Source organism: Pseudomonas sp. SDO5215_S409 (genome assembly GCF_054071325.1).
The window spans coordinates 66,419-88,224 of sequence record NZ_JBSVWN010000004.1 but is presented as its reverse complement, the minus strand read 5'-3'; the positions used below and the strand labels follow the sequence as shown (position 1 = coordinate 88,224).

Annotated in this window: 13 protein-coding genes and 1 pseudogene; 5 read left to right on the top strand and 9 right to left on the bottom strand. The window is 62.3% G+C overall.

The features are described from left to right. Positions 1–187: 187 nt before the first annotated feature. From ACW9H9_RS03230 to selO, 3 genes and pseudogenes are all read left to right on the top strand, one after another. A complete protein-coding gene (locus tag ACW9H9_RS03230; protein WP_457341571.1) occupies positions 188–1,930 on the top strand; it encodes a potassium/proton antiporter in 1,743 nt (580 codons plus the stop codon). A 67-nt stretch (positions 1,931–1,997) separates the two neighbouring features. After that, positions 1,998–5,318, top strand: a complete 3,321-nt coding sequence (gene mscK / locus ACW9H9_RS03225) for a mechanosensitive channel MscK (RefSeq protein ID WP_457341570.1) — start codon at positions 1,998–2,000, stop codon at positions 5,316–5,318. A gap of 48 nt (positions 5,319–5,366) precedes the next feature. Continuing rightward, positions 5,367–6,830: pseudogene (gene selO, locus ACW9H9_RS03220) on the top strand (protein adenylyltransferase SelO). A gap of 6 nt (positions 6,831–6,836) precedes the next feature. Here the strand turns inward: selO and ACW9H9_RS03215 are convergent. Next, on the bottom strand, positions 6,837–7,238 hold the full coding sequence (locus ACW9H9_RS03215) for a helix-turn-helix domain-containing protein (protein ID WP_457341569.1): 402 nt from the start codon (positions 7,236–7,238) through the stop codon (positions 6,837–6,839). Next, entirely contained in the window at positions 7,235–7,531 is a 297-nt protein-coding gene (locus ACW9H9_RS03210; RefSeq protein ID WP_457341568.1) for a type II toxin-antitoxin system HigB family toxin, read from the bottom strand. Before ACW9H9_RS03210 ends, ACW9H9_RS03215 begins: the two co-directional genes overlap by 4 nt. A gap of 236 nt (positions 7,532–7,767) precedes the next feature. Here ACW9H9_RS03210 and trxC point away from each other — a divergent pair, with 236 nt between their 5' ends. After that, entirely contained in the window at positions 7,768–8,202 is a 435-nt protein-coding gene (trxC, locus tag ACW9H9_RS03205; RefSeq protein WP_457341567.1) for a thioredoxin TrxC, read from the top strand. 39 nt (positions 8,203–8,241) lie between these two features. Here trxC and ACW9H9_RS03200 read toward each other — a convergent pair whose 3' ends face one another. Together ACW9H9_RS03200 and ACW9H9_RS03195 are read right to left on the bottom strand one after the other, a co-directional pair. Beyond that, the gene (locus ACW9H9_RS03200; protein WP_457341566.1) at positions 8,242–9,012 is read right to left on the bottom strand and encodes a ParA family protein; all 771 of its coding nucleotides are present in this window, start codon (positions 9,010–9,012) and stop codon (positions 8,242–8,244) included. Between the two features lie 128 nt (positions 9,013–9,140). Next, positions 9,141–10,034, bottom strand: a complete 894-nt coding sequence (locus ACW9H9_RS03195) for a LysR substrate-binding domain-containing protein (RefSeq protein WP_457341565.1) — start codon at positions 10,032–10,034, stop codon at positions 9,141–9,143. A gap of 171 nt (positions 10,035–10,205) precedes the next feature. Between ACW9H9_RS03195 and ACW9H9_RS03190 the strand changes: the two genes are divergently transcribed. Continuing rightward, positions 10,206–11,432, top strand: a complete 1,227-nt coding sequence (locus ACW9H9_RS03190; protein ID WP_457341681.1) for an MFS transporter — start codon at positions 10,206–10,208, stop codon at positions 11,430–11,432. Between the two features lie 98 nt (positions 11,433–11,530). Here the strand turns inward: ACW9H9_RS03190 and hemE are convergent, their stop codons facing one another. From hemE to aroB, 5 genes are all read right to left on the bottom strand, one after another. Then, entirely contained in the window at positions 11,531–12,598 is a 1,068-nt protein-coding gene (gene hemE / locus ACW9H9_RS03185; RefSeq protein WP_457341564.1) for a uroporphyrinogen decarboxylase, read from the bottom strand. A gap of 153 nt (positions 12,599–12,751) precedes the next feature. Continuing rightward, positions 12,752–14,170 (bottom strand): FAD-dependent oxidoreductase, encoded by a 1,419-nt coding sequence (locus ACW9H9_RS03180; protein ID WP_457341563.1) that lies wholly within the window; start codon positions 14,168–14,170, stop codon positions 12,752–12,754. Between the two features lie 32 nt (positions 14,171–14,202). Continuing rightward, on the bottom strand, positions 14,203–18,648 hold the full coding sequence (gene gltB / locus ACW9H9_RS03175) for a glutamate synthase large subunit (RefSeq protein WP_457341562.1): 4,446 nt from the start codon (positions 18,646–18,648) through the stop codon (positions 14,203–14,205). 352 nt (positions 18,649–19,000) lie between these two features. After that, the gene (locus tag ACW9H9_RS03170) at positions 19,001–20,578 is read right to left on the bottom strand and encodes an AAA family ATPase (RefSeq protein ID WP_457341561.1); all 1,578 of its coding nucleotides are present in this window, start codon (positions 20,576–20,578) and stop codon (positions 19,001–19,003) included. 10 nt (positions 20,579–20,588) lie between these two features. Then, positions 20,589–21,689 (bottom strand): 3-dehydroquinate synthase, encoded by a 1,101-nt coding sequence (aroB, locus tag ACW9H9_RS03165; protein WP_457341560.1) that lies wholly within the window; start codon positions 21,687–21,689, stop codon positions 20,589–20,591. Positions 21,690–21,806 lie beyond the last annotated feature (117 nt).

The following is a 21,806-nucleotide window of genomic DNA, read 5'->3' as shown; positions in this document are numbered from 1 at the left end:
CGCGCAGGGAGCGGGCGGGTTCGCTCGCCCCTGGCGCCTTGCGTGCCCCAATCCACACAGGGCATCGGCACACGCCGACGCGCAAAATCCTTTTTGACAGCACCACAATTCAACAGGTTAGAATCGCTGGCACGCAGACTGCATGGTCACTCTGCGCCTCGTCTTCCCTGCTCATGGAGTACTGCCTTTGAATGCGACGACCATCAACAGCCTGTTCTTGATCGGCGCGTTGCTGGTAGGTGCAAGCATTCTGGTGAGCTCCCTGTCGTCCCGCCTGGGCATCCCCATCCTGGTGATTATCCTGGCCGTGGGCATGGTGGCGGGCGTCGATGGCGGCGGCATTATCTTTGACAACTACCCCACGGCTTACCTGGTAGGCAACCTTGCACTGGCGGTGATTCTGCTCGACGGCGGCCTGCGCACGCGGGTGGCGAGTTTCCGCGTGGCACTCTGGCCCGCGTTGTCGCTGGCCACGGTGGGGGTGCTGATCACCACGGGCCTCACCGGCATGGCGGCGGCGTGGCTGTTTGACCTGAACATCATTCAAGGCCTGCTGATCGGCGCCATTGTCGGCTCCACGGACGCGGCCGCGGTGTTCTCGCTGCTGGGCGGCAAGGGCCTGAACGAACGGGTCAGCGCCAGCCTTGAAATCGAGTCCGGCAGCAACGACCCGATGGCGGTGTTTCTCACCGTGACCCTGATCGACATGCTCGCCAGCGGCCAGACCGGCCTGCACTGGAGCCTGTTGACGCACCTGATCCGCGAGTTCGGCATTGGTGGCTTCATCGGCCTGGGCGGCGGCTGGCTGATGTTGCAGATGGTCAACCGTATCAACCTGGCCAACGGCCTGTACCCGATCCTGGTGATCGCCGGTGGCCTGGTGGTATTTGCGCTGACCAACGCCCTGCACGGCAGCGGCTTTTTGGCGGTGTATTTGTGTGGCCTGGTGGTGGGCAACCGCCCGGTGCGCAGCCGCCACGGCATCCTGCACATGCTCGACGGCATGGCGTGGCTGGCGCAGATCGGCATGTTCCTAGTGCTGGGCCTGCTGGTCACCCCGCATGACTTGCTGCCCATCGCCCTGCCCGCCCTGGGCCTGGCGCTGTGGATGATTCTGGTGGCGCGGCCGCTGTCGGTGGCCGCCGGGCTGTTGCCGTTCAAGGCGTTCCACGGGCGCGAAAAAGCCTTTATCGCCTGGGTGGGCCTGCGCGGCGCGGTGCCGATCATTCTGGCGGTGTTCCCGCTGATGGCCGGGCTGCCCCATGCGCAGCTGTACTTCAACCTCGCGTTTTTTATCGTGCTGGTCTCACTGCTGGTGCAAGGCACAAGCCTGCCGTGGGTCGCCAAGCTGCTCAAAGTGACGGTGCCGCCGGAGCCTGCGCCCATTTCCCGGGCGGCCCTGGAAGTGCACGTCACCAGTGAGTGGGAGCTGTTCGTCTACCGCCTGGGCGCGGAAAAATGGTGCATCGGCGCCGCCCTGCGCGAACTGAAAATGCCCGAAGGCACGCGGATCGCGGCGCTGTTTCGTGGCCAGCAACTGCTCCATCCGTCGGGTAGTACGGTGCTGGAGGTCGACGACCTGCTGTGCGTGATCGGCCATGAACACAACCTGCCGGCCCTGGGCAAACTGTTCAGCCAGGCGCCGCAGCGGGGCCTGGACCTGCGCTTCTTCGGCGACTTTGTACTCGAAGGCGACGCGCAACTGGGTGCGGTGTCGGCGTTGTACGGCCTCAAGCTTGAAGGCGTGGACGCGGATCTGCCGCTGAGCACCTTCATCGCCCAGAAAGTCGGCGGCGCCCCGATCGTCGGCGACCAGGTGGAATGGAACAACACCATCTGGACCGTCGCGGTCATGGACGGGAACAAGATCGGCAAAGTCGGCGTCAGATTCCCCGAAGGAAGTCGCCCGGGCCCCGGGCTCTTCCTCTAAACTGCGGGGCGACGGCGCATTCGACGCCAGGCGCCCCCACCTTCTACATTTTGTTCGACCGGTCTCTATGACAATCCTGCGCACTTTTTTAGCCACTGCCCTGCTGGGCCTGAGTCTCTGTGTCGGCACCGTACAGGCCGCCGACCCGCCGAGCGCCGAGTCTGTCCAGCAAACCCTGGACAAACTGCCCGACCGTAAACTGGCCGATGTCGACATGAAGGCGCTGCAAACCCTCTTGCAGCAGACCCTGACGTACCTGGGCAACCAACAGGATTACCAGCAGCGCCTGGTCGACCTCAAGCGCCAACTGGACGACGCGCCCCGCCAGACAGCGGAAAACCAGCGCGAGCTGGTGCGGCTCAAGGCCACCAAGGTGGTCCCGGTGGAGCAACGCTACGCCAACCTGCCGGTGCCGCAACTCGAACAACTGCTGGTGCAGCGCACCACCCAGCAGGGCGACCTGCAAAAGGAACTGGCCGACGCCAACAGCCTGACCATCGCCGCCCAGACCCGCCCCGAGCGCGCCCAGACCGAAATCAGCAACAGCCAGACCCGCATCCAGCAGATCAACGCCACCCTCAAGACGGGTAAAGACAACGGCAAGACCCTGGGCGGCGACCAGCGCAACCAGCTCAACGCCGAGCTTGCCGCCCTGAACGCCTTGATCCCGCTGCGCCGCCAGGAGCTGGCCGGCAACAGCCAGTTGCAAGACCTGGGCAACAGCCAGCACGACCTGGTCCTGGAAAAAACCACGCGCCTGGAGCAGGAAATCCAGGACCTGCAAACCCTGATCAACCAGAAACGCCTGGCCCAGTCCCAGGAAACCGTGACCCAGCAGTCCATCGAAGCCCAAAAAGCCGGGGGCAGCAGCCTGTTGGCCACGGAAAGCGCGGCCAACCTGAAGCTCTCCGACTATTTGCTTAAAAGCACCGACCGGCTCAACGAGCTGACCCAGAAAAACCTGCAGACCAAGCAACAGCTCGACAGCGTGACCCAAAGCGACTCGGCCCTGGACGAGCAGATCAACGTGCTGCGCGGCAGCCTGTTGCTGTCCAAGATCCTCTACAAGCAGAAACAGGCTCTGCCCCGCCTGATCGTGGACCGCGACCTGGCGGACGACATCGCCAACATTCGCCTGTACCAGTTTGAGGTCAACCAGCAGCGCGAACTGATCAGCACCCCCGGCACCTACGTCGACAACCTGCTGGCCACCCAGCCCGCCGACCAGGTCACGCCACCGCTGCGGCGCACCCTGCTGGAACTGGCGATCACCCGCAGCGACCTGCTCGAGCGCCTGAGCCGGGAGCTGAGCGCGCTGCTTAACGAGTCCATCACCCTGCAACTGAACCAGAAGCAACTGCTCAGCACCGCGACGGCCCTGCGCGCCACGCTGGACGAGCAGATGTTCTGGATTCCCAGCAACAAACCGCTGGACACCGAGTGGCTGGAAACCGTCCCGGCGCACCTGAGCAAGCAGGTCACCACGCTGCCGTGGGTGTCCAGCGTCAGCGAGCTGTATGACGGCCTCACCCAGCGCCCGCTGCTGTTTTTGCCACTGCTGTTGCTGATCGGCGCCTTGCTGTGGCGGCGCAACGCGCTGTACGAGCGACTGAAAAAAATCCACCTGGACATCGGCCACTTCAAGCGCGACAGCCAATGGCACACGCCAGTGGCGATCCTGGTGAACATCCTGCTGGCAATGCCGGTGGCGCTGGGCCTGGCCTTGTGCGGCTATGCGCTGCAGATCGACGCCCGCGGGCAAAACGCCAACCTCGGCGCGGCCCTGCTGCAAATCGCCCAGGCGTGGATGGTGTTCTACACCGCCTACCGGATCCTGGCGCCCGGCGGCGTGGCCGAGCTGCATTTTCGCTGGGAAAAACCCCAGGTCGAATTTCTCCAGGGCTGGGTGCGCAAGCTCGGGCTGGTGGTGCTGGCCCTGGTGGCCGTGGTGGCGATTGCCGAGCATCAACCGGCGGCGCTGTCAGACGATGTGCTCGGCATCGGCGTGGTGCTGACCTGCTACGCCTTGATGGCCTGGCTGCTGGGGCGTTTGCTGCTCAACAGCCCGACCCATGAAAAAGCCTCGCTGTTTCGCAAGGCCGTGGGCCTGGTGTTCACCGCGTTGCCCATCGCGCTGTTTATCGCCGTGTGTTTTGGCTACTACTACACCGCGCTCAAGCTCAGCGACCGGCTGATCAACACCTTGTACCTGCTGATGTTCTGGCTGGTGATCGAGGCCACCTTTGTTCGCGGCCTGAGCGTGGCGGCGCGGCGCCTGGCTTATTCGCGCGCCCTGGCCAAGCGCCAGGCCGCCAAGGAAGCCGGTGACGGCGAAGCGGTGATCGAAGAGCCGACCCTGGACATCGAAAAGGTCAACGAACAGTCCCTGCGCCTGATCCGCCTGGCCCTGCTCGGTGGCTTTATCGCGGCGCTGTACTGGGTGTGGAAAGACCTGATCACGGTGTTCTCGTACCTGGACAACGTGACCCTCTACGAATACACCAGCGGCACCGGCGCCAACATCAGCATGGTGCCGATCAGCATCGGCGACTTGCTGGGCGCCTCGATCATTGTCGGCATCACCTTTGCCCTGGCGCGCAACTTGCCGGGCCTGCTGGAAGTGCTGGTGCTGTCCAAACTCGACCTGGCGCAGGGCAGCGCCTATGCCACGACCACGTTGCTGTCCTACGTGATCGCCGGGGTCGGTTTTGTGTCCACGCTGTCTACCCTGGGCGTGAGCTGGGACAAGTTGCAGTGGCTGGTGGCGGCGCTGTCAGTGGGGTTGGGCTTCGGGATGCAGGAGATCTTCGCCAACTTTATCTCCGGCATCATGATCCTGTTCGAGCGCCCGGTGCGCATCGGCGACACCATCACCATCGGCAACCTGTCGGGCACGGTGAGCAAGATTCGCATCCGCGCCACCACCATCACCGACTTCGATCGCAAGGACATCATTGTCCCGAACAAGACGTTTATCACCGGGCAGCTCATCAACTGGTCGCTGACCGACACCATCACGCGGGTCACCCTCAAACTCGGCGTGGACTACGGCTCCGACCTGGACCTAGTGAAGGAATTGTTACTCAAGGCCGCCCGAGAAAACCCGCGCGTGTTGAAAGAACCGGAACCCCACGTGTACTTCCTCAACTTCGGTGAGAGCACCCTGGACCACGAACTGCGCATGCACGTGCGTGACCTGGGCGACCGCAACCCGGTGATCGACGAGGTCAACCGCTTCATCAACCGCGAGTTCAAGAACCATCACATCAACATCTCGTTCCGGCAGATGGAGGTGTACCTCAAGAACCTGCACGGCCAGGAATACAAGCTGGTGGAAGTGGACGGCCCGCCCAAGCCGGCCAACGATGCCCCCGGCAAACTCGACTAAACGCGCTATCCCCAGCAGAATGCTCGGACATTCTGCTGGAGATGGCCGTTGAAAGCCCTCGACGAACTGACCTTCGACAACCGCTTCGCCCGCCTGGGCGACGGTTTCTCAACCCACGTCCTGCCCGAGCCCATCGACGAGCCGCGCCTGGTGGTGGCAAGCCCTGCGGCCATGGCGCTGCTGGACCTGGACCCGGCGGTGGCCGAAACGCCCGTGTTCGCCGAGCTGTTCAGCGGGCACAAGCTGTGGGCAGAGGCCGAGCCCCGGGCGATGGTGTATTCAGGGCATCAATTTGGTTCCTACAACCCGCAACTCGGCGATGGCCGGGGCTTGTTGCTGGGCGAGGTGTACAACGCCGCCGGTGAGCATTGGGACCTGCACCTCAAGGGCGCCGGGCAAACCCCGTATTCACGCATGGGCGACGGGCGGGCGGTGTTGCGGTCCTCGATTCGTGAGTTCCTGGCGTCCGAGGCGCTGCATGCACTGGGCATTCCCAGCAGCCGCGCCGCCTGCGTGATCGGCTCGAGCACACAGGTATGGCGTGAAAAACAGGAACGGGCCGCCATGGTGCTGCGGCTGGCCCAGAGCCATGTCCGCTTTGGCCATTTCGAATATTTTTACTACACCAAAAAGCCCGAGCTGCAAAAGCAACTGGCCGAGCATGTGCTGTCACTGCACTTTGCCGAATGCCTGGAACAGCCCGAACCGTACCTGGCGATGTTTCGCGAAATCGTGGAGCGCAATGCCGAGCTGATCGCCAAATGGCAGGCCTACGGGTTTTGTCACGGGGTGATGAACACTGACAACCTGTCGATATTGGGCATCACCTTCGACTTCGGGCCGTTTGCGTTTCTGGATGATTTCGACGCGCATTTCATCTGCAACCATTCGGACCACGAAGGCCGTTATTCCTTCAGCAACTAGGTGCCGATCGGCCAATGGAACCTCAGCGCGCTGGCCCAGGCCCTCACGCCGTTTATCAGCGTCGAGGCCCTGCGCGAAACCCTCGGCCTGTACCTGCCGCTGTTCCAGGCCCATTACCTGGACCTGATGCGCCGCCGCCTGGGCTTCACCACCGCCGAAGACGACGACCAGGCGCTGGTCGAGCAACTGCTCAAGTTGATGCAGAACAGCGCCGTCGACTACACGCTGTTTTTCCGAACGCTGGGGGACGAACCCGCTGCGCAGGCCGTGGCGCGTTTGCGCGATGACTTTGTCGACCTCCAAGGCTTCGATGCCTGGGCCCAGCAGTACACCGCCCGTACCGAGCGCGATGGCACCGCCACCCAAACACACCGCCGCGCGCGCATGCACGCGGTGAATCCGCTCTACATCCTGCGCAACTATTTGGCGCAGAACGCCATCACCGCGGCCGAATCAGGCGACTACAGCGAAGTACGCCGGTTGCATGAAGTGCTGAGCAAACCGTTCGAGGAACAACCCGGGATGGAACGCTACGCGCAGCGGCCGCCGGATTGGGGCAAGCATCTGGAGATCAGTTGTTCGTCGTAGGGGCTGCTAGATAAAGGTTTCCACGCTAAGCCCGAAACGCTCCGCCAGCCAGCGAATTTGCCGCACGTTGAGCTGGCGTTTACCGCTCAAGATCTCTGACACCACCGACTGGGTCCCCACGCCGGGCAGGTCGCTTTGCGTCAAACCGTGCTCACGCAGCAAGGCGCGTAGCACCTCTACACCACTGACGACCGGCATTGGCCGATGCTCGCGGTCGTAGGCCTCGATCCAGTCACTGAGAATATCCACCAGACTCATGAGAGGGCTGGACTCGTCTTCGCCGATCAGTTCCAGAAGCTCGTCAAGGGCGTTGACCAGCTCATCGTAGTCCGCCTCGCTTTTAGGTTTACGCAGCAGCGCGGATACAAATTGCCAGTGTTCAGCGGCCTGCCTGATGAGTGCGCTCATCTGTGGGTTTCCTTCCATTTACCTTGCTCATATTCACGATGATCCAGCAGGTACTTGATATAAATTCGCTGCGCCTGATAGTGCACCACGGCGATCAGCCTCAGCTTGTTGCCCCCGATATCGAACACATGGAAAGGTCCCACCTTATCTGTCGCGGGAAACATGCCCTTCATCGAAGCGAAATCGTCGGGGCTGTTGCGCTTCACCCGGCGATACCACTCATCCAACGCCGTTGACGCACGGGGCCATTTCTCCTTGGCTTGCCAAATCCTTTTTTCGCTGATGACTCGCATGCAACATCCTTATCGCATCGTACTGTGAAGGTTAATCCCGAAACCCGAGCATCGCAAATTGCGATATTTGCGCACTGACCAACGGCGTCTTTTAAAACGGGCCTCAACAGCCTAGGCACTCAAGGCAAGATCGGCTCCTGCCAGACTGTGAGCGCATGAGTCACCCGGTGAGGCCTTGATAAATCAACGCCCCAACGCCAAATAGAAGCTATTGGCCACCCGAAGGATCCTTTCCCATGTCCACCCCCCTTGTTATCCCCTGCCCCCATTGCAACGGGCTAAACCGCATCCCCGGCGAACGCCTGGGGGATGCGCCCAAGTGTGGGCGGTGCAAGCAGCCGGTGCTGCTGAGCACGTCCTTTGACTTGAAACAGGGTGACTACGCCAGCCAGATCAAGGGCGACTTGCCGCTGCTGGTGGATGTATGGGCCGACTGGTGCGGGCCGTGCAAGTCGTTTGCACCGGTGTTTGAACAGGCGGCCGGGCAGTTGGCGGGCCGGTGCCGGTTGGCCAAGCTGGACAGCGAGGCCAATCAGTCGTTGTCGGCGCAGTTGCGGATTCGTTCGATTCCCAGCCTGATTCTGTTCAAGAACGGCCGTGAAGTGGCGCGCCAGAGCGGCGCGTTTGCGTTGCCGCAATTGATGGGCTGGCTGCGCAGCCAAGGGATTTGACCCGATGAGCGGGCGCTGATTCGCCCGCTCCCGTAAAGGTCAGGCGTTTTCCAGCAGGTTATGCAGCTCCACAAACTGCAAGGTCAGCTTGTGCTTGGGGTCCAGGTGAATTAGCGGTTTGCTCGCCTGGTGCGACTCGCGCATGCGCACCGAGCTGCCCAGGTACACCGGCAGCACCGGCAAACCTTCGGCGATCAACTCGTCGAGCATTTGCTGCGGCAGGCTGGCCCGGGCCTGGAACTGGTTGACCACGATCCCTTCCACTTCCAGGCCTTCGTTGTGGTCATCTTTCAACTCGTCGATCTCGGCCATCAGGCCATACAGCGCCTGGCGCGAGAAGCTGTCGCAATCGAAGGGGATCAACACACGGTCTGCCGCGATCAACGCCGAAACCGCATAAAAGTTCAGGGCGGGCGGGGTGTCCAGGTAGATCCGGTCGTAATCCTCACTCAACTCATCCAGCAGCTTTCGCAGCTTGTTGATCTTGTGCTTGGCTTCAAGCTTGGGCTGCAGGTCTGCCAGCTCAGGCGTGGCCGTGATGACGTGCAAGTTGTCGAACGGGGTTTCGTAGATATCCACCTGGTTTTTCTTCGAGAACGGCCCGGACGACAGGGTCTGCTTGAAGAAATCGGCAATGCCCATGGGGATATCGCTGCCGGTCAGCCCGGTGAGGTACTGAGTCGAGTTGGCCTGAGCGTCAAGGTCGACCAACAGGGTTCGATAGCCTTCGCTGGCGCTGACCGCCGCCAGGTTGCAGGCAATGCTGGACTTGCCGACACCGCCTTTTTGGTTGAACACCACGCGCCGCATGGAAAAACCTCCGTGTGTCTATGAGTCATCGAGTGTAGAGGGCAAAAGCGCTCATTCGCTACCTTGTTCGTCGCTGTCCTGCGTCTTGATAAGCGCAATCCTACATACGCACTCAAAAAATCAACGCTTCAGGCGACCACCTTACGCGTCAACAACTCGACAAAGGCCCGCGCCATGGGCGATTGCCGCCCCTTGCGCTGCACCAGCCAGACCGCCGTCATCGCCTCTTCATCCAGCAGCGTGCGGTAAACCACGCCATCGATCCGGATGCGCTGGTACGACGCGGGCAGCACCGACACGCCCAACCCTGCCGCTACCAGGCCGATGATGGTCATCGCCTCCCCCGCCTCCTGCGCGAAGCGCGGGCTAAACCCCGCATCCCGGGCCAGGTTCAGCAATTGCGCATACAAACCACTGCCGTAAGTGCGCGGGAAAAACACGAAGGGTTCTTCGGCCAATTGCGCCATGAATAAACCGCGCTCGCTGCCTTCCACCAACGGGTGGCCCGCACTGAGCACGGCGACCAACGGCTCGCGCATCAGCTCCACCACGTTCAATGAATCGGGCAAGGGCAACGGGCGCATCAGGCCCACCTGGATCGACTCGTCCACCAAGGACTCGGCGACACCGGTACTGCTCATTTCTTCCAGGTTCAAATGCACCGCCGGGAACGCCTGGCGAAACGCGAAGATCGCCTGTGGGATGCTGGCGTTGAACGGCGCCGAAGAGGTGAAGCCGATCTTCAGTTCCCCCAGCTCTCCCAACTGCGCCCGGCGTGCCACGTCTGCCGCCTTGTCCACCTGCGCCAGCACCAGCCGCGCCTCTTGCAGGAACAGCCTTCCCGCCTCGCTCAGCTCGACCCGACGGTTGGTGCGCTCGAACAACCGCGCGCCCAACTGGTGTTCCAGCGCCTGAATCTGCTGGCTCAGCGGCGGTTGCGAGATGCCCAGCACCTGGGCGGCGCGGCCAAAGTGCAGCTCTTCAGCCACGGCGATGAAGTAACGCAGATGGCGCAATTCCATGCACACCTCATTAGGTCGTAAAAGCTATCAAATAGGTCGAATAATATATTGGAAAGAATCGTTAGCCAGCTATATTCTTTTTTCATTGCCTGTCCTGGCAGCCTTTCCTCCCCGAGGTCCCCCGTGAAATCTGCTGTCGCTGCACCCGCGCAACACGTCCCGCCCACCGCTTTGGATGAGGTGGTGGCACAACTCAACGCGCCGTACATCGAAAAAGGCACGCCGATGTTCATGCGCACGGTGCTGGCGCTGTTTTCCGGGGGGTTCGCCACGTTTGCGTTGCTGTATTGCGTGCAACCGATGATGCCGGCGCTGTCTCACGAATACGCGATCAATGCGGCGCAGAGCAGCTTGATCCTGTCGGTGGCCACGGCGATGCTCGCCTGCGGCCTACTGATCACCGGGCCGATTTCCGACACGCTGGGGCGCAAGCCGGTCATGGTCACCGCGCTGTTCAGCGCCGCACTCTGCACCATTGCCAGCGGCCTGATGCCGAGCTGGGAAGGGATCCTGCTGATGCGGGCGCTGGTGGGCTTGTCCTTGAGCGGCCTAGCGGCCGTGGCGATGACGTACCTGAGCGAAGAGATCCACCCGCAGCACATCGGCCTGGCCATGGGCCTGTACATCGGCGGCAATGCCATCGGTGGCATGAGCGGTCGGTTGATCATCGGCGTGCTGATCGACTTCGTGAGCTGGCACACCGCAATGCTGATCATCGGTGCCCTGGCGCTGGTGGCGGCGACAGTGTTCTGGAAAATCCTCCCCGAATCGCGCAACTTTCGCGCCAGCAGCCTCAAGCCACGCACCCTGCTGGACGGCTTCACCGTGCACTTTAAAGACGCGGGCCTGCCGTGGCTGTTTCTGGAAGGCTTTTTGCTGATGGGCAGCTTTGTCACGCTGTTCAACTACATCGGCTACCGCTTGCTGGCCGCCCCGTACGACCTGAGCCAGACGGTGGTGGGCCTCTTGTCGCTGGTGTACCTCTCGGGCATCTACAGCTCGGCGAAAATCGGCTCGCTGGCCGACCGCCTCGGCCGCCGCCGCGTGCTGTGGGGCACCATTGTGCTGATGCTCGTCGGGGTCACCCTGACCCTGTTCACCCCACTGTGGCTGGTGGCCCCCGGCATGCTGATCTTTACCTTCGGCTTTTTCGGCGCGCACTCGGTGGCCAGCAGCTGGATCGGGCGGCGCGCGGTGAAGGCCAAGGGGCAGGCGTCGTCGCTGTACCTGTTCACCTATTACGTGGGGTCGAGTATTGCCGGTACAGCGGGCGGGTTCTTTTGGCATTTCGCCGGGTGGAACGGGATTGGCGGGTTTATCGTGGCGCTGCTGATTGGGGCGCTGCTGGTGGCGTTGAGGCTGGCGAAGCTGGCGCCGTTGCAGGAGGCGAAGGCCTGAGTGCCCTCATGACGGCCTCGGCATAACGGGGCATGTCTCTGGTTGAAATGAATTAAAAACGCCCGGCATTGACCGGGCGTTTTTTTAACGGGCTGCACTCACTCGTGATACTGCGCCGACAACTCATGCACCGCCCGCAGGAACGCGCCCGCGTGCTCCGGGTCGACTTCCGGCGTAATGCCGTGACCCAGGTTGAACACGTGCCCGCTGCCCTTGCCGTAGCTGGCGAGGATACGGCCGACTTCGGCGCGGATGGCCTCCGGCTTGGCGTACAGCACGGTCGGGTCCATGTTGCCTTGCAGCGCCACCTGGTTGCCGACACGGCGGCGGGCGTCGCCCAGGTCGCAGGTCCAGTCCAGGCCGAGTGCATCGGCGCCGACATCGGCAATGCTTTCCAGCCACAGGCCGCCGTTTTTGGTGAACAGGATCACCGGCACCTTGCGGCCTTCGTGCTCGCGGATCAGGCCGCTGACGATTTTGCGCATGTAGGCCAGGGAAAATTCCTGGTAGGCCGCCGCCGACAGGCTACCGCCCCAGGTGTCGAAGATCTGCACGGCTTGCGCGCCGGCCTGGATCTGGCCGTTAAGGTAGGACGTCACCGACTGCGCCAGCTTGTCCAACAACAGGTGCATGGCCTGCGGGTTGTCGTAGAGCATGGCCTTGGTCTTGCGAAAGTCCTTGGACGAGCCGCCTTCGACCATGTAGGTGGCCAGGGTCCAGGGGCTGCCGGAGAAACCGATCAGCGGCACGCGGCCGTTGAGTTCGCGGCGGATGGTGCTGACCGCGTTCATGACGTAGCCCAGGTCCTTGTGCGGATCGGGAATCGGCAAGGCTTCGATGTCGGCCAGGGTGCTGACGACTTTCTTGAAACGCGGGCCTTCGCCGGTTTCAAAGTACAGGCCTTGGCCCATCGCATCGGGGATGGTCAGGATGTCGGAAAACAGGATGGCCGCGTCCAGTTGCGGGTAGCGGTCCAACGGTTGCAGCGTGACTTCGCAAGCGAATTCCGGGTTCATGCACAGGCTCATGAAGTCGCCTGCATGGGCGCGGCTGGCGCGGTATTCCGGCAGGTAGCGACCGGCTTGACGCATCATCCACACGGGCGTGACGTCTACGGGTTGCTTGAGCAGGGCACGAAGGAAACGGTCGTTCTTGAGGGCAGTCATGTCGGCATCCGCAAAAAAAGTGCGGGCATTTTCTCAGAGCGCGACGTAAAAGGCACGGGATGAGCCGTGCCTTTTATCTATCGGGTCGATTTGTCGCAGCAGGCCGTCATACTCCAGCCGCGACCACTGATCGCCTTTCAGAGTGAAAGGTGATCAGACCTGCAGGTAGTCCAGGATGCCTTCGGCGGCGTTGCGGCCTTCGAAGATGGCGGTTACCACCAGGTCAGACCCGCGCACCATGTCGCCACCGGCGAAGATTTTCGGGTTGCTGGTCTGGTGCTTGTATTGGCCCTGCTCCGGGGCGACTACACGGCCCTGGCTGTCGGTCTGGATGTCGAACTGCTCGAACCACGGCGCCGGGCTTGGGCGGAAGCCGAAAGCGATGACCACGGCGTCGGCCGGGATGATCTCTTCGGAACCCGGGATCGGCTCGGGGCTGCGACGGCCACGGGCGTCGGGCTCGCCAAGGCGCGTCTCGACCACTTTCACGCCTTCGACCTTGTCCTCACCCACGATGGCGATTGGCTGGCGGTTGTAGAGGAATTTCACGCCCTCTTCCTTGGCGTTCTTCACCTCTTTGCGCGAGCCCGGCATGTTCGCTTCGTCACGGCGATAAGCACAGGTCACGGCCTTGGCGCCCTGGCGAATCGAGGTGCGGTTGCAGTCCATCGCGGTGTCGCCACCGCCCAGCACCACAACCTTTTTGCCTTTCATGTCGACGAAATCTTCCGGCGACTTTTCAAAGCCCAGGTTGCGGTTGACGTTGGCGATCAGGAAGTCCAGCGCGTCATGCACGCCCGGCAGGTCCTCACCGGCAAAGCCGCCTTTCATGTAGGTGTAGGTGCCCATGCCCATGAACACGGCGTCGTATTCGGCAAGCAGTTGCTCCATGGTCACGTCCTTGCCCACTTCGGTATTGAGACGGAACTCGATACCCATGCCGGTGAACACTTCGCGACGGTTGCTCAGGACGGTCTTTTCCAGCTTGAACTCGGGAATACCGAAGGTCAGCAGGCCGCCGATTTCCGGGTTCTTGTCGAACACCACCGGGGTCACGCCGCCCCGCACCAGCACGTCGGCACAGCCCAGGCCCGCCGGGCCCGCGCCGATGATGGCGACGCGCTTGCCGGTCGGCTTGACCTTGGACATGTCCGGGCGCCAGCCCATGGCGAACGCGGTGTCGGTGATGTACTTCTCCACCGAGCCGATAGTGACCGCGCCGAAGCCGTCGTTAAGGGTGCAGGCCCCCTCGCACAGACGGTCTTGCGGGCACACCCGGCCGCACACTTCCGGCAGGGTGTTGGTCTGGTGCGACAGCTCGGCGGCGGCGAGGATGTTGCCCTCGGCCACCAACTTGAGCCAGTTGGGAATGAAGTTGTGCACCGGGCACTTCCACTCGCAATACGGGTTGCCACACCCCAGGCAGCGGTGGGCCTGGTCGGCCGAGTGCTGGGGTTTGAAGGGTTCGTAGATTTCCACGAACTCTTTCTTGCGTTGACGCAACAGTTTCTTCTTCGGATCTTTGCGCCCGACATCGATGAACTGGAAGTCGTTATTCAGACGTTCAGCCATGTTAAAACCTCATCAAACTCTTCAGGCGCATATCACTGCGGGTTGGCACGGATGCTGGAAAGCAACGATTTCAGGTTGGCCGCCTTGGGCTTGACCAGCCAGAAACGGCGCAGGTAATCGTCAAGGTTTTCGGCGAGGTTACGCCCCCATTCGCTGCCGGTTTCCTCGACGTACTCGTCCAGCACGTGCTGCAAGTGGTTACGGTAGGATTCCATCGCTTCGCCGCTGATCCGCTGGATCTCGACCAACTCGTGGTTGACCTTGTCGACAAAGGTGTTGTCCTGGTCGAGCACGTAGGCGAAACCGCCGGTCATGCCCGAACCGAAGTTGTAACCGGTCTTGCCCAGAACGGCGACGAAACCGCCGGTCATGTACTCGCAGCAGTGATCGCCCGTGCCTTCCACCACGGTGTGGGCCCCGGAGTTACGCACCGCAAAACGCTCGCCCGCCGTACCGGCTGCGAACAGTTTGCCGCCAGTGGCACCGTACAGGCAGGTGTTGCCGATGATCGCGCTTTCCTGGGTCTTGTAGACGCTGCCTACCGGCGGAACGATCACCAGCTTGCCGCCGGTCATGCCTTTGCCTACGTAGTCGTTGGCGTCGCCTTCCAGGTACATGTGCAGGCCGCCGGCGTTCCACACGCCAAAGCTCTGACCCGCCGTGCCTTTGAAGCGGAAGGTGATTGGCGCCTTGGCCATGCCTTGGTTGCCGTGCTTACGCGCGATTTCGCCGGAGATGCGTGCGCCGATCGAACGGTCGCAGTTGCAGATATCCAGCGCGAACTCACCACCGCTGGCGTCGTTGATCGACGAGGCGGCGATGTCGACCATCTGCTCGGCGAGCAGGCCCTTGTCGAACGGCGGGTTACGCTCCACGCCGCAGAACTGAGGCTTGTCGGCCGGGATGTGGTCGCTGCCCAGCAGCGGGGTCAGGTCCAGGTGGTGCTGCTTGGCGGTCTGGCCTTGCAGGACTTCCAGCAGGTCGGTCCGCCCGATCAGCTCTTGCAGCGAGCGCACGCCCAGCTTGGCCAGCCACTCACGCGTTTCTTCGGCGACGTAGGTGAAGAAGTTCACCACCATGTCGACGGTGCCGATGTAGTGATCCTTGCGCAGCTTCTCGTTCTGGGTCGCCACGCCGGTGGCGCAGTTGTTCAGGTGGCAGATGCGCAGGTATTTGCAGCCCAGCGCGATCATGGGCGCGGTGCCGAAGCCAAAGCTTTCGGCGCCGAGGATCGCGGCCTTGATCACGTCGAGGCCGGTTTTCAGGCCGCCGTCGGTCTGTACCCGCACTTTGCCGCGCAGGTCGTTGCCGCGCAGGGTCTGGTGGGTTTCGGCCAGGCCCAGTTCCCACGGTGCACCAGCGTATTTGATGGAGGTCAGGGGCGATGCGCCCGTGCCGCCGTCGTAGCCGGAGATGGTGATCAGGTCCGCATAAGCCTTGGCCACGCCAGCAGCGATGGTGCCCACGCCCGCTTCGGCCACCAGTTTCACGGAAACCAGGGCCTGGGGGTTGACTTGTTTCAAGTCGAAAATCAGCTGCGACAAGTCTTCAATCGAATAGATGTCGTGGTGCGGCGGCGGCGAAATCAGGGTCACGCCCGGTACGGCATAACGCAGTTTGGCGATCAGGCCGTTGACCTTGCCGCCCGGCAGTTGGCCGCCCTCACCGGGCTTGGCGCCCTGGGCCACTTTGATCTGCAGCACTTCGGCGTTGACCAGGTATTCGGGGGTCACACCAAAACGGCCGGTGGCCACTTGCTTGATTTTCGAGCTTTTGATGGTGCCGTAACGCGCCGGGTCTTCACCGCCTTCGCCGGAGTTGGAACGCGCACCCAGGCGGTTCATGGCTTCGGCCAGGGCTTCGTGGGCTTCCGGCGACAGGGCGCCCAGGGAAATACCGGCGGAATCGAAGCGCTTGAGGATCGCGTCCAGCGGCTCGACTTCGCTGATGTCCAGCGCGGTGTCCAGGGTTTTCACCTTGAACAGGTCGCGGATCATCGACACCGGGCGGTTGTCCACCAGCGCGGTGTATTCCTTGAACTTGGCGTAGTCGCCCTGCTGCACGGCGGCTTGCAGGGTGTTGACCACGTCCGGGTTGTAGGCGTGGTACTCGCCACCGTGTACGAACTTGAGCAGGCCGCCTTGCTGGATCGGCTTGCGCGCGCTCCAGGCTTCGGCTGCCAAGGCTTTTTGTTCGGCTTCGATGTCGACGAAACGTGCACCCTTGATGCGGCTTGGCACGCCACGGAAGCTCAAGTCGCAGACTTCTTCAGACAGGCCGATGGCCTCGAACAGTTGCGCGCCCCGATACGAGGTGATGGTGGAAATACCCATCTTCGACAGGATCTTGAGCAGGCCCTTGGTGATGCCTTTACGGTAGTTTTTGAACACTTCGTAAAGGTCGCCCAGCACTTCGCCGGTACGGATCAAATCGCCCAGCACTTCGTAGGCCAGGAACGGGTACACCGCCGAGGCGCCGAAACCGATCAGCACCGCAAAATGATGCGGGTCGCGGGCGGTGGCGGTTTCGACGAGGATGTTGGAGTCGCAGCGCAGGCCTTTTTCGGTCAGGCGGTGGTGCACCGCGCCGGTGGCGAGCGATGCGTGGATCGGCAGTTTGCCCGGGGCGATATGGCGGTCGCTCAGGACGATCTGGGTACGCCCGGCACGCACGGCTTCTTCGGCCTGGTCGGCGACGTTACGCACGGCGGCTTCAAGGCCCACGCTCTCGTCGTAGTTCAGGTCGATGATCTGGCGGTCGAAGCCCGGGCGGTCCAGGGTCATCAGCGAGCGCCACTTGGCCGGGGAAATGACCGGCGAGCTGAGGATCACGCGCGAGGCGTGTTCCGGCGACTCTTCAAAGATGTTGCGTTCGGCGCCCAGGCACACTTCCAGCGACATCACGATGGCTTCGCGCAGCGGGTCGATCGGCGGGTTGGTGACCTGCGCGAACTGCTGGCGGAAGTAGTCGTACGGCGTGCGCACGCGCTGGGACAGCACGGCCATCGGCGTGTCATCGCCCATGGAGCCGACCGCTTCGTAGCCTTGCTCGCCGAGCGGGCGCAGCACCTGGTCGCGCTCTTCAAACGTGACCTGGTACATCTTCATGTACTGCTTGAGCTGGTCAACGTCGTAAAAGGCCGAACCGTGGTCGTTGTCTTCCATGGTCGCCTGGATGCGCAGGGCGTTCTTGCGCAGCCATTGCTTGTACGGGTGACGCGACTTCAAGCGGTTGTCGATGGCGTCGGTGTCGAGGATCTGCCCGGTTTCGGTGTCCACGGCCAGGATCTGGCCAGGGCCCACGCGGCCTTTGGCGATGACGTCTTCGGGCTTGTAGTTCCACACGCCGATTTCCGACGCGAGGGTGATGAAGCCGTTGGTGGTGGTCACCCAACGCGCCGGGCGCAGGCCGTTACGGTCGAGCAGGCACACGGCGTAGCGACCGTCGGTCATTACCACGCCGGCCGGGCCGTCCCACGGTTCCATGTGCATGGAGTTGTACTCATAGAACGCCCGCAGGTCGGGGTCCATGGTTTCAACGTTCTGCCACGCGGGCGGAATGATCATGCGCACGCCACGGAACAGGTCGATGCCGCCGGTCACCATCAGCTCGAGCATGTTGTCCATGCTGGAGGAGTCCGAACCCACGCGGTTGACCAGCGGGCCGAGCTCTTCCAGGTCCATCAGGTCGTTGGTGAACTTGGTGCGACGGGCCTGGGCCCAGTTGCGGTTACCGGTGATGGTGTTGATCTCGCCGTTGTGGGCGAGGAAGCGGAATGGCTGGGCCAGCGGCCATTTCGGCAAGGTGTTGGTGGAGAAGCGCTGGTGGAACACGCAGATGGCGGTTTGCAGGCGCTCGTCGCTCAGGTCTGGATAGAAGGCGGTGAGGTCCGCCGGCATCATCAGGCCTTTGTAAATGATGGTCTTGTGGGAAAAGCTGCAGATGTAGTGATCGGCATCGGCGGCGTTGGCCACGGACGAACGACGACGGGCGCTGAACAGCTTGATCGCCATGTCCTGGTCGCTCAGGCCGTCGGCGGCGATGAACACCTGCTCGATCTGCGGCAGACGCTCCAGGGCCAGGCGGCCGAGTACGCGGGTGTCGATCGGCACTTTGCGCCAGCCGACCAGTTGCAGGCCTTCGGCCAGGATCTCGCGGTTCATGTTCTCGCGAGCAGCCTCGGCTTTTACCGGGTCCTGGTTGAAGAACACCATGCCCACGGCGTATTGCTTGGGCAGGTCGGTGCCAAATTGCTCTTTGGCAATGGCGCGCAGGAACAGGTCGGGCTTTTGAATCAGCAAGCCGCAACCGTCACCGGTCTTGCCGTCGGCGTTGATCCCACCGCGGTGGGTCATGCAGGTCAGGGCCTCGATGGCCGTTTGCAAAAGGGTATGACTGGGCTCGCCCTGCATGTGGGCTATCAGGCCGAAACCGCAGTTATCCTTGAATTCATCGGGTTGGTACAGACCTGCTTTCATAGACACTTTCTCACCAGGCTGCCTCTGTTACCGAGGCAAATTTCTTTTCAATTCATCCAGTTACCTTTCCACGCTGAACGTACGCCAGCTTTGCGGGGGCAAAAGGGAGGTCATTGTACACACCGACACAGACGCCCACAAATTTAGCGACGAAATGTCGCAAATTCGTGTCGCATTTATGAAAGGTTTAAAGCGATATGCTGTGCTAGTCAAAACTTTTTTAGTTCAGACCGCTACGACTCAAAAGCCACTGTGACGCAGACACCACAAAGCGCGCGGCCTTGAGGGCAGCACGCACTTGCGGTTTTTTTTGAGGTGCCGGGAGGGCGGCCTGGGTAAGGCCGCCGGATCTTCAGCGAGTTGTGGCCAGTTCCTGTTGGACGCTGGCGACAGTGCGAGGCCAAGGTTTACCAGCCTGAACCTTCGCTGGCAAGGCCTTGATAGCGGTATCGGCAGCGGCGCGGCTCGGGAAGCTGCCGTAAGTGATCACGTAGAGAGGCTTGCCGTTGAGCACTTTCTTGAAGTAACGGTACTCGCCGCCCTGTTCCTTGACGAAACTCTGCGCGTTGGCTTCAGAGCTGGTGCCCAGGATTTGTACCACAAAGTGGCCCGCTGGTTGGCTGGTGTACCAGCTGCTGCCCGCACCGCCGGTTGCGCCAGCCTTGGCCACGGTGGCGGCCGGTTTTTCAGCCGGTTTGGCCGCAGGTGCAGGTTTGGCCGCCGGGGCCGCAGCAACAGGCTTGGTGACAGGCGCCGGTGCTGGTTTGGCGGTGGCCACGGTCGGTGCTGGCGTCGGCTTGGCCGTAGGCGTGGGTGCCGGGCCTGCCGGTACGCCTGCAGGTGGCGCTGTAGTGGTCACGGTCGGCGGCGTGGCGCTAGAGCCTTCCACCGGCACACCGTCATCGCCTTCGGAAATACCACCGGCCTCTTGGGCCAACGGGCCACGCATCACCGGCTGGCCGACCATCGGTAAGTTGGTGGGCTGGCCGGAATTGGCGAACTCGACGTTTGGCGTAGGCTTGCCCAGCGGCAGTTGCGCCTGCTCGGTGGGTGCGCCAGCGGTGGTCGGCGCCTTGTTGCGCCCCGGAATCAGCCAGGCGGCGGCAACGGCGACCACAACAACGGCAGAAATTGCCAATACGTGTTTCTTCGGCATGGTGAACCCCATCTTTGGACGCTTCACCGCAGAGCGGCTGGCAATCATTGCTTCGATCATGGCATCCCGGGCGACCTGGTTGATAGTGCCAGGCCAGCCGTCGGAGCTTTCGTGAATATCAGAGATCTGCGCAGCGGAAAAAAGTTCGATGCCGGCCCCTGCCCCTTCAAGACGTTGGGCCAGGTATTCGCGGGTTTCTTCTTCTTCGTAAGGCTGCAATTCGATGACGTGAAACAGCTCCTGCTCGCCGCTCAACTGGTCCAGCTGGGCGATCAGCGACGACTCGCCAAACAGGAACACATGCGGGCGGCCTTCCGGCGTACCGGCGGCCAGCGCCAGCAGCGCCTCCAGGGCGGATTCGTCCAGTTGCTCGGCATCGTCCACCAGCAAGTAGACTTCCTGGCCGGTCAGGCCCAGTTGCACCACTTGCTTGAGGATCGCGTTCGGCTCGGCCTGGGCCACGTCGAGGGCCTGCGCCACCTGGCGCAACACGCCAGCCGCATCCCCGGCGCCACGGGCGGACACCACCACGCTCTGTACCGATTGCTTGTTGGTGCTGGCCACCAGCGCCTGGCGCAGCAGGGTCTTGCCGCTGCCCAGCGGGCCTGTGACCACCAGCAGCAGCTGGCTGTAGCGGGCCAGGTGGTGCAGTTGCCCCAGCACCGGCTTGCGTTGCGCAGGGAAAAACTTGAAGCCGGGCACCCGTGGCGCAAAGGGGTCGTGGCTTAACTGGTAGTGACCGAGGAACGCCTCGTCGGCATGCAAACTAGTCATCAGGATCTGGTTAACCTTTGAGCTGGGCCAGGGCGCGGTAATCCGCTCCCAGCGTGGCCTGTAAAATCTCTTTCGGGTAGTCGTCGGTCACGACCGCTTCGCCCATGCGGCGCAGCAGGACCAGACGCAGACGACCGTCGAGCACTTTCTTGTCTACCGCCATGTGTTCAAGGAAATTCGCCTCGCTCATCTCCTCGGGAGGAATGACCGGCAACCCGGCGCGCTGGAACAGACGGATACCGCGATCGCGCTCCTGGGCGCTGATCCAGCCCAGGCGCTGGGACATTTCCAGCGCCATCACCGTGCCAGCCGCTACGGCCTCCCCGTGCAACCAGACACCATAGCCCATGTGTGTCTCGATCGCATGGCCAAAGGTATGGCCCAGGTTCAAGGTGGCGCGCACGCCAGACTCGCGCTCGTCCGCATTCACCACCAGGGCCTTGGCCGCGCAGGAGCGTGAAATGGCTTCGGTCAGCGCCACCTGGTCCAGGCTGCGCAGGGCGTCTACGTGTTCTTCCAGCCAGGTGAGGAACGGCTCATCGCAGATCAGCCCGTACTTGATGACTTCCGCCAGCCCCGCCGACAGCTCGCGCGGCGGCAGGGTGTTGAGCGTGGCGGTGTCGATCAGCACCACGTTGGGCTGATAGAACGCACCGACCATGTTCTTGCCCAACGGGTGGTTGATACCGGTCTTGCCGCCCACCGACGAGTCGACCTGGGACAGCAGCGTGGTCGGCACCTGGATGAAATCCACGCCGCGCTGGTAACACGCGGCCGCAAAACCGGCCATGTCGCCAATCACACCGCCGCCCAGGGCGATCACCGTGGTACGACGGTCATGACGGGCCGTCAGCAGGCCGTCGAAGATCAGTTGCAGGGTTTCCCAGTTTTTGTGCGCCTCGCCATCGGGCAGCACCACCGAGATCACCGAATACGCCGCGAGGCTGCGGCTCAGACGCTCAAGATAAAGCGGCGCGACTGTTTCGTTGGAGATAATCGCCACTTGCCGCCCGGCAATATGCGGTGCGAGCAACTCGGGCTGGTCCAACAAACCTTCGCCAATATGGATCGGGTAGCTGCGCTCGCCAAGATCGACCTTAAGTGTCTGCATGTGTCCCCGCGATAGAGATGGAAGCAGGTGTCCTGCCCTACATTAACGTTGTCGGCAGCGTCGGGATCTGACGCCGCCTGATAGCTTTTCGCCACAATTTTGCACGCGCGTGGCGCG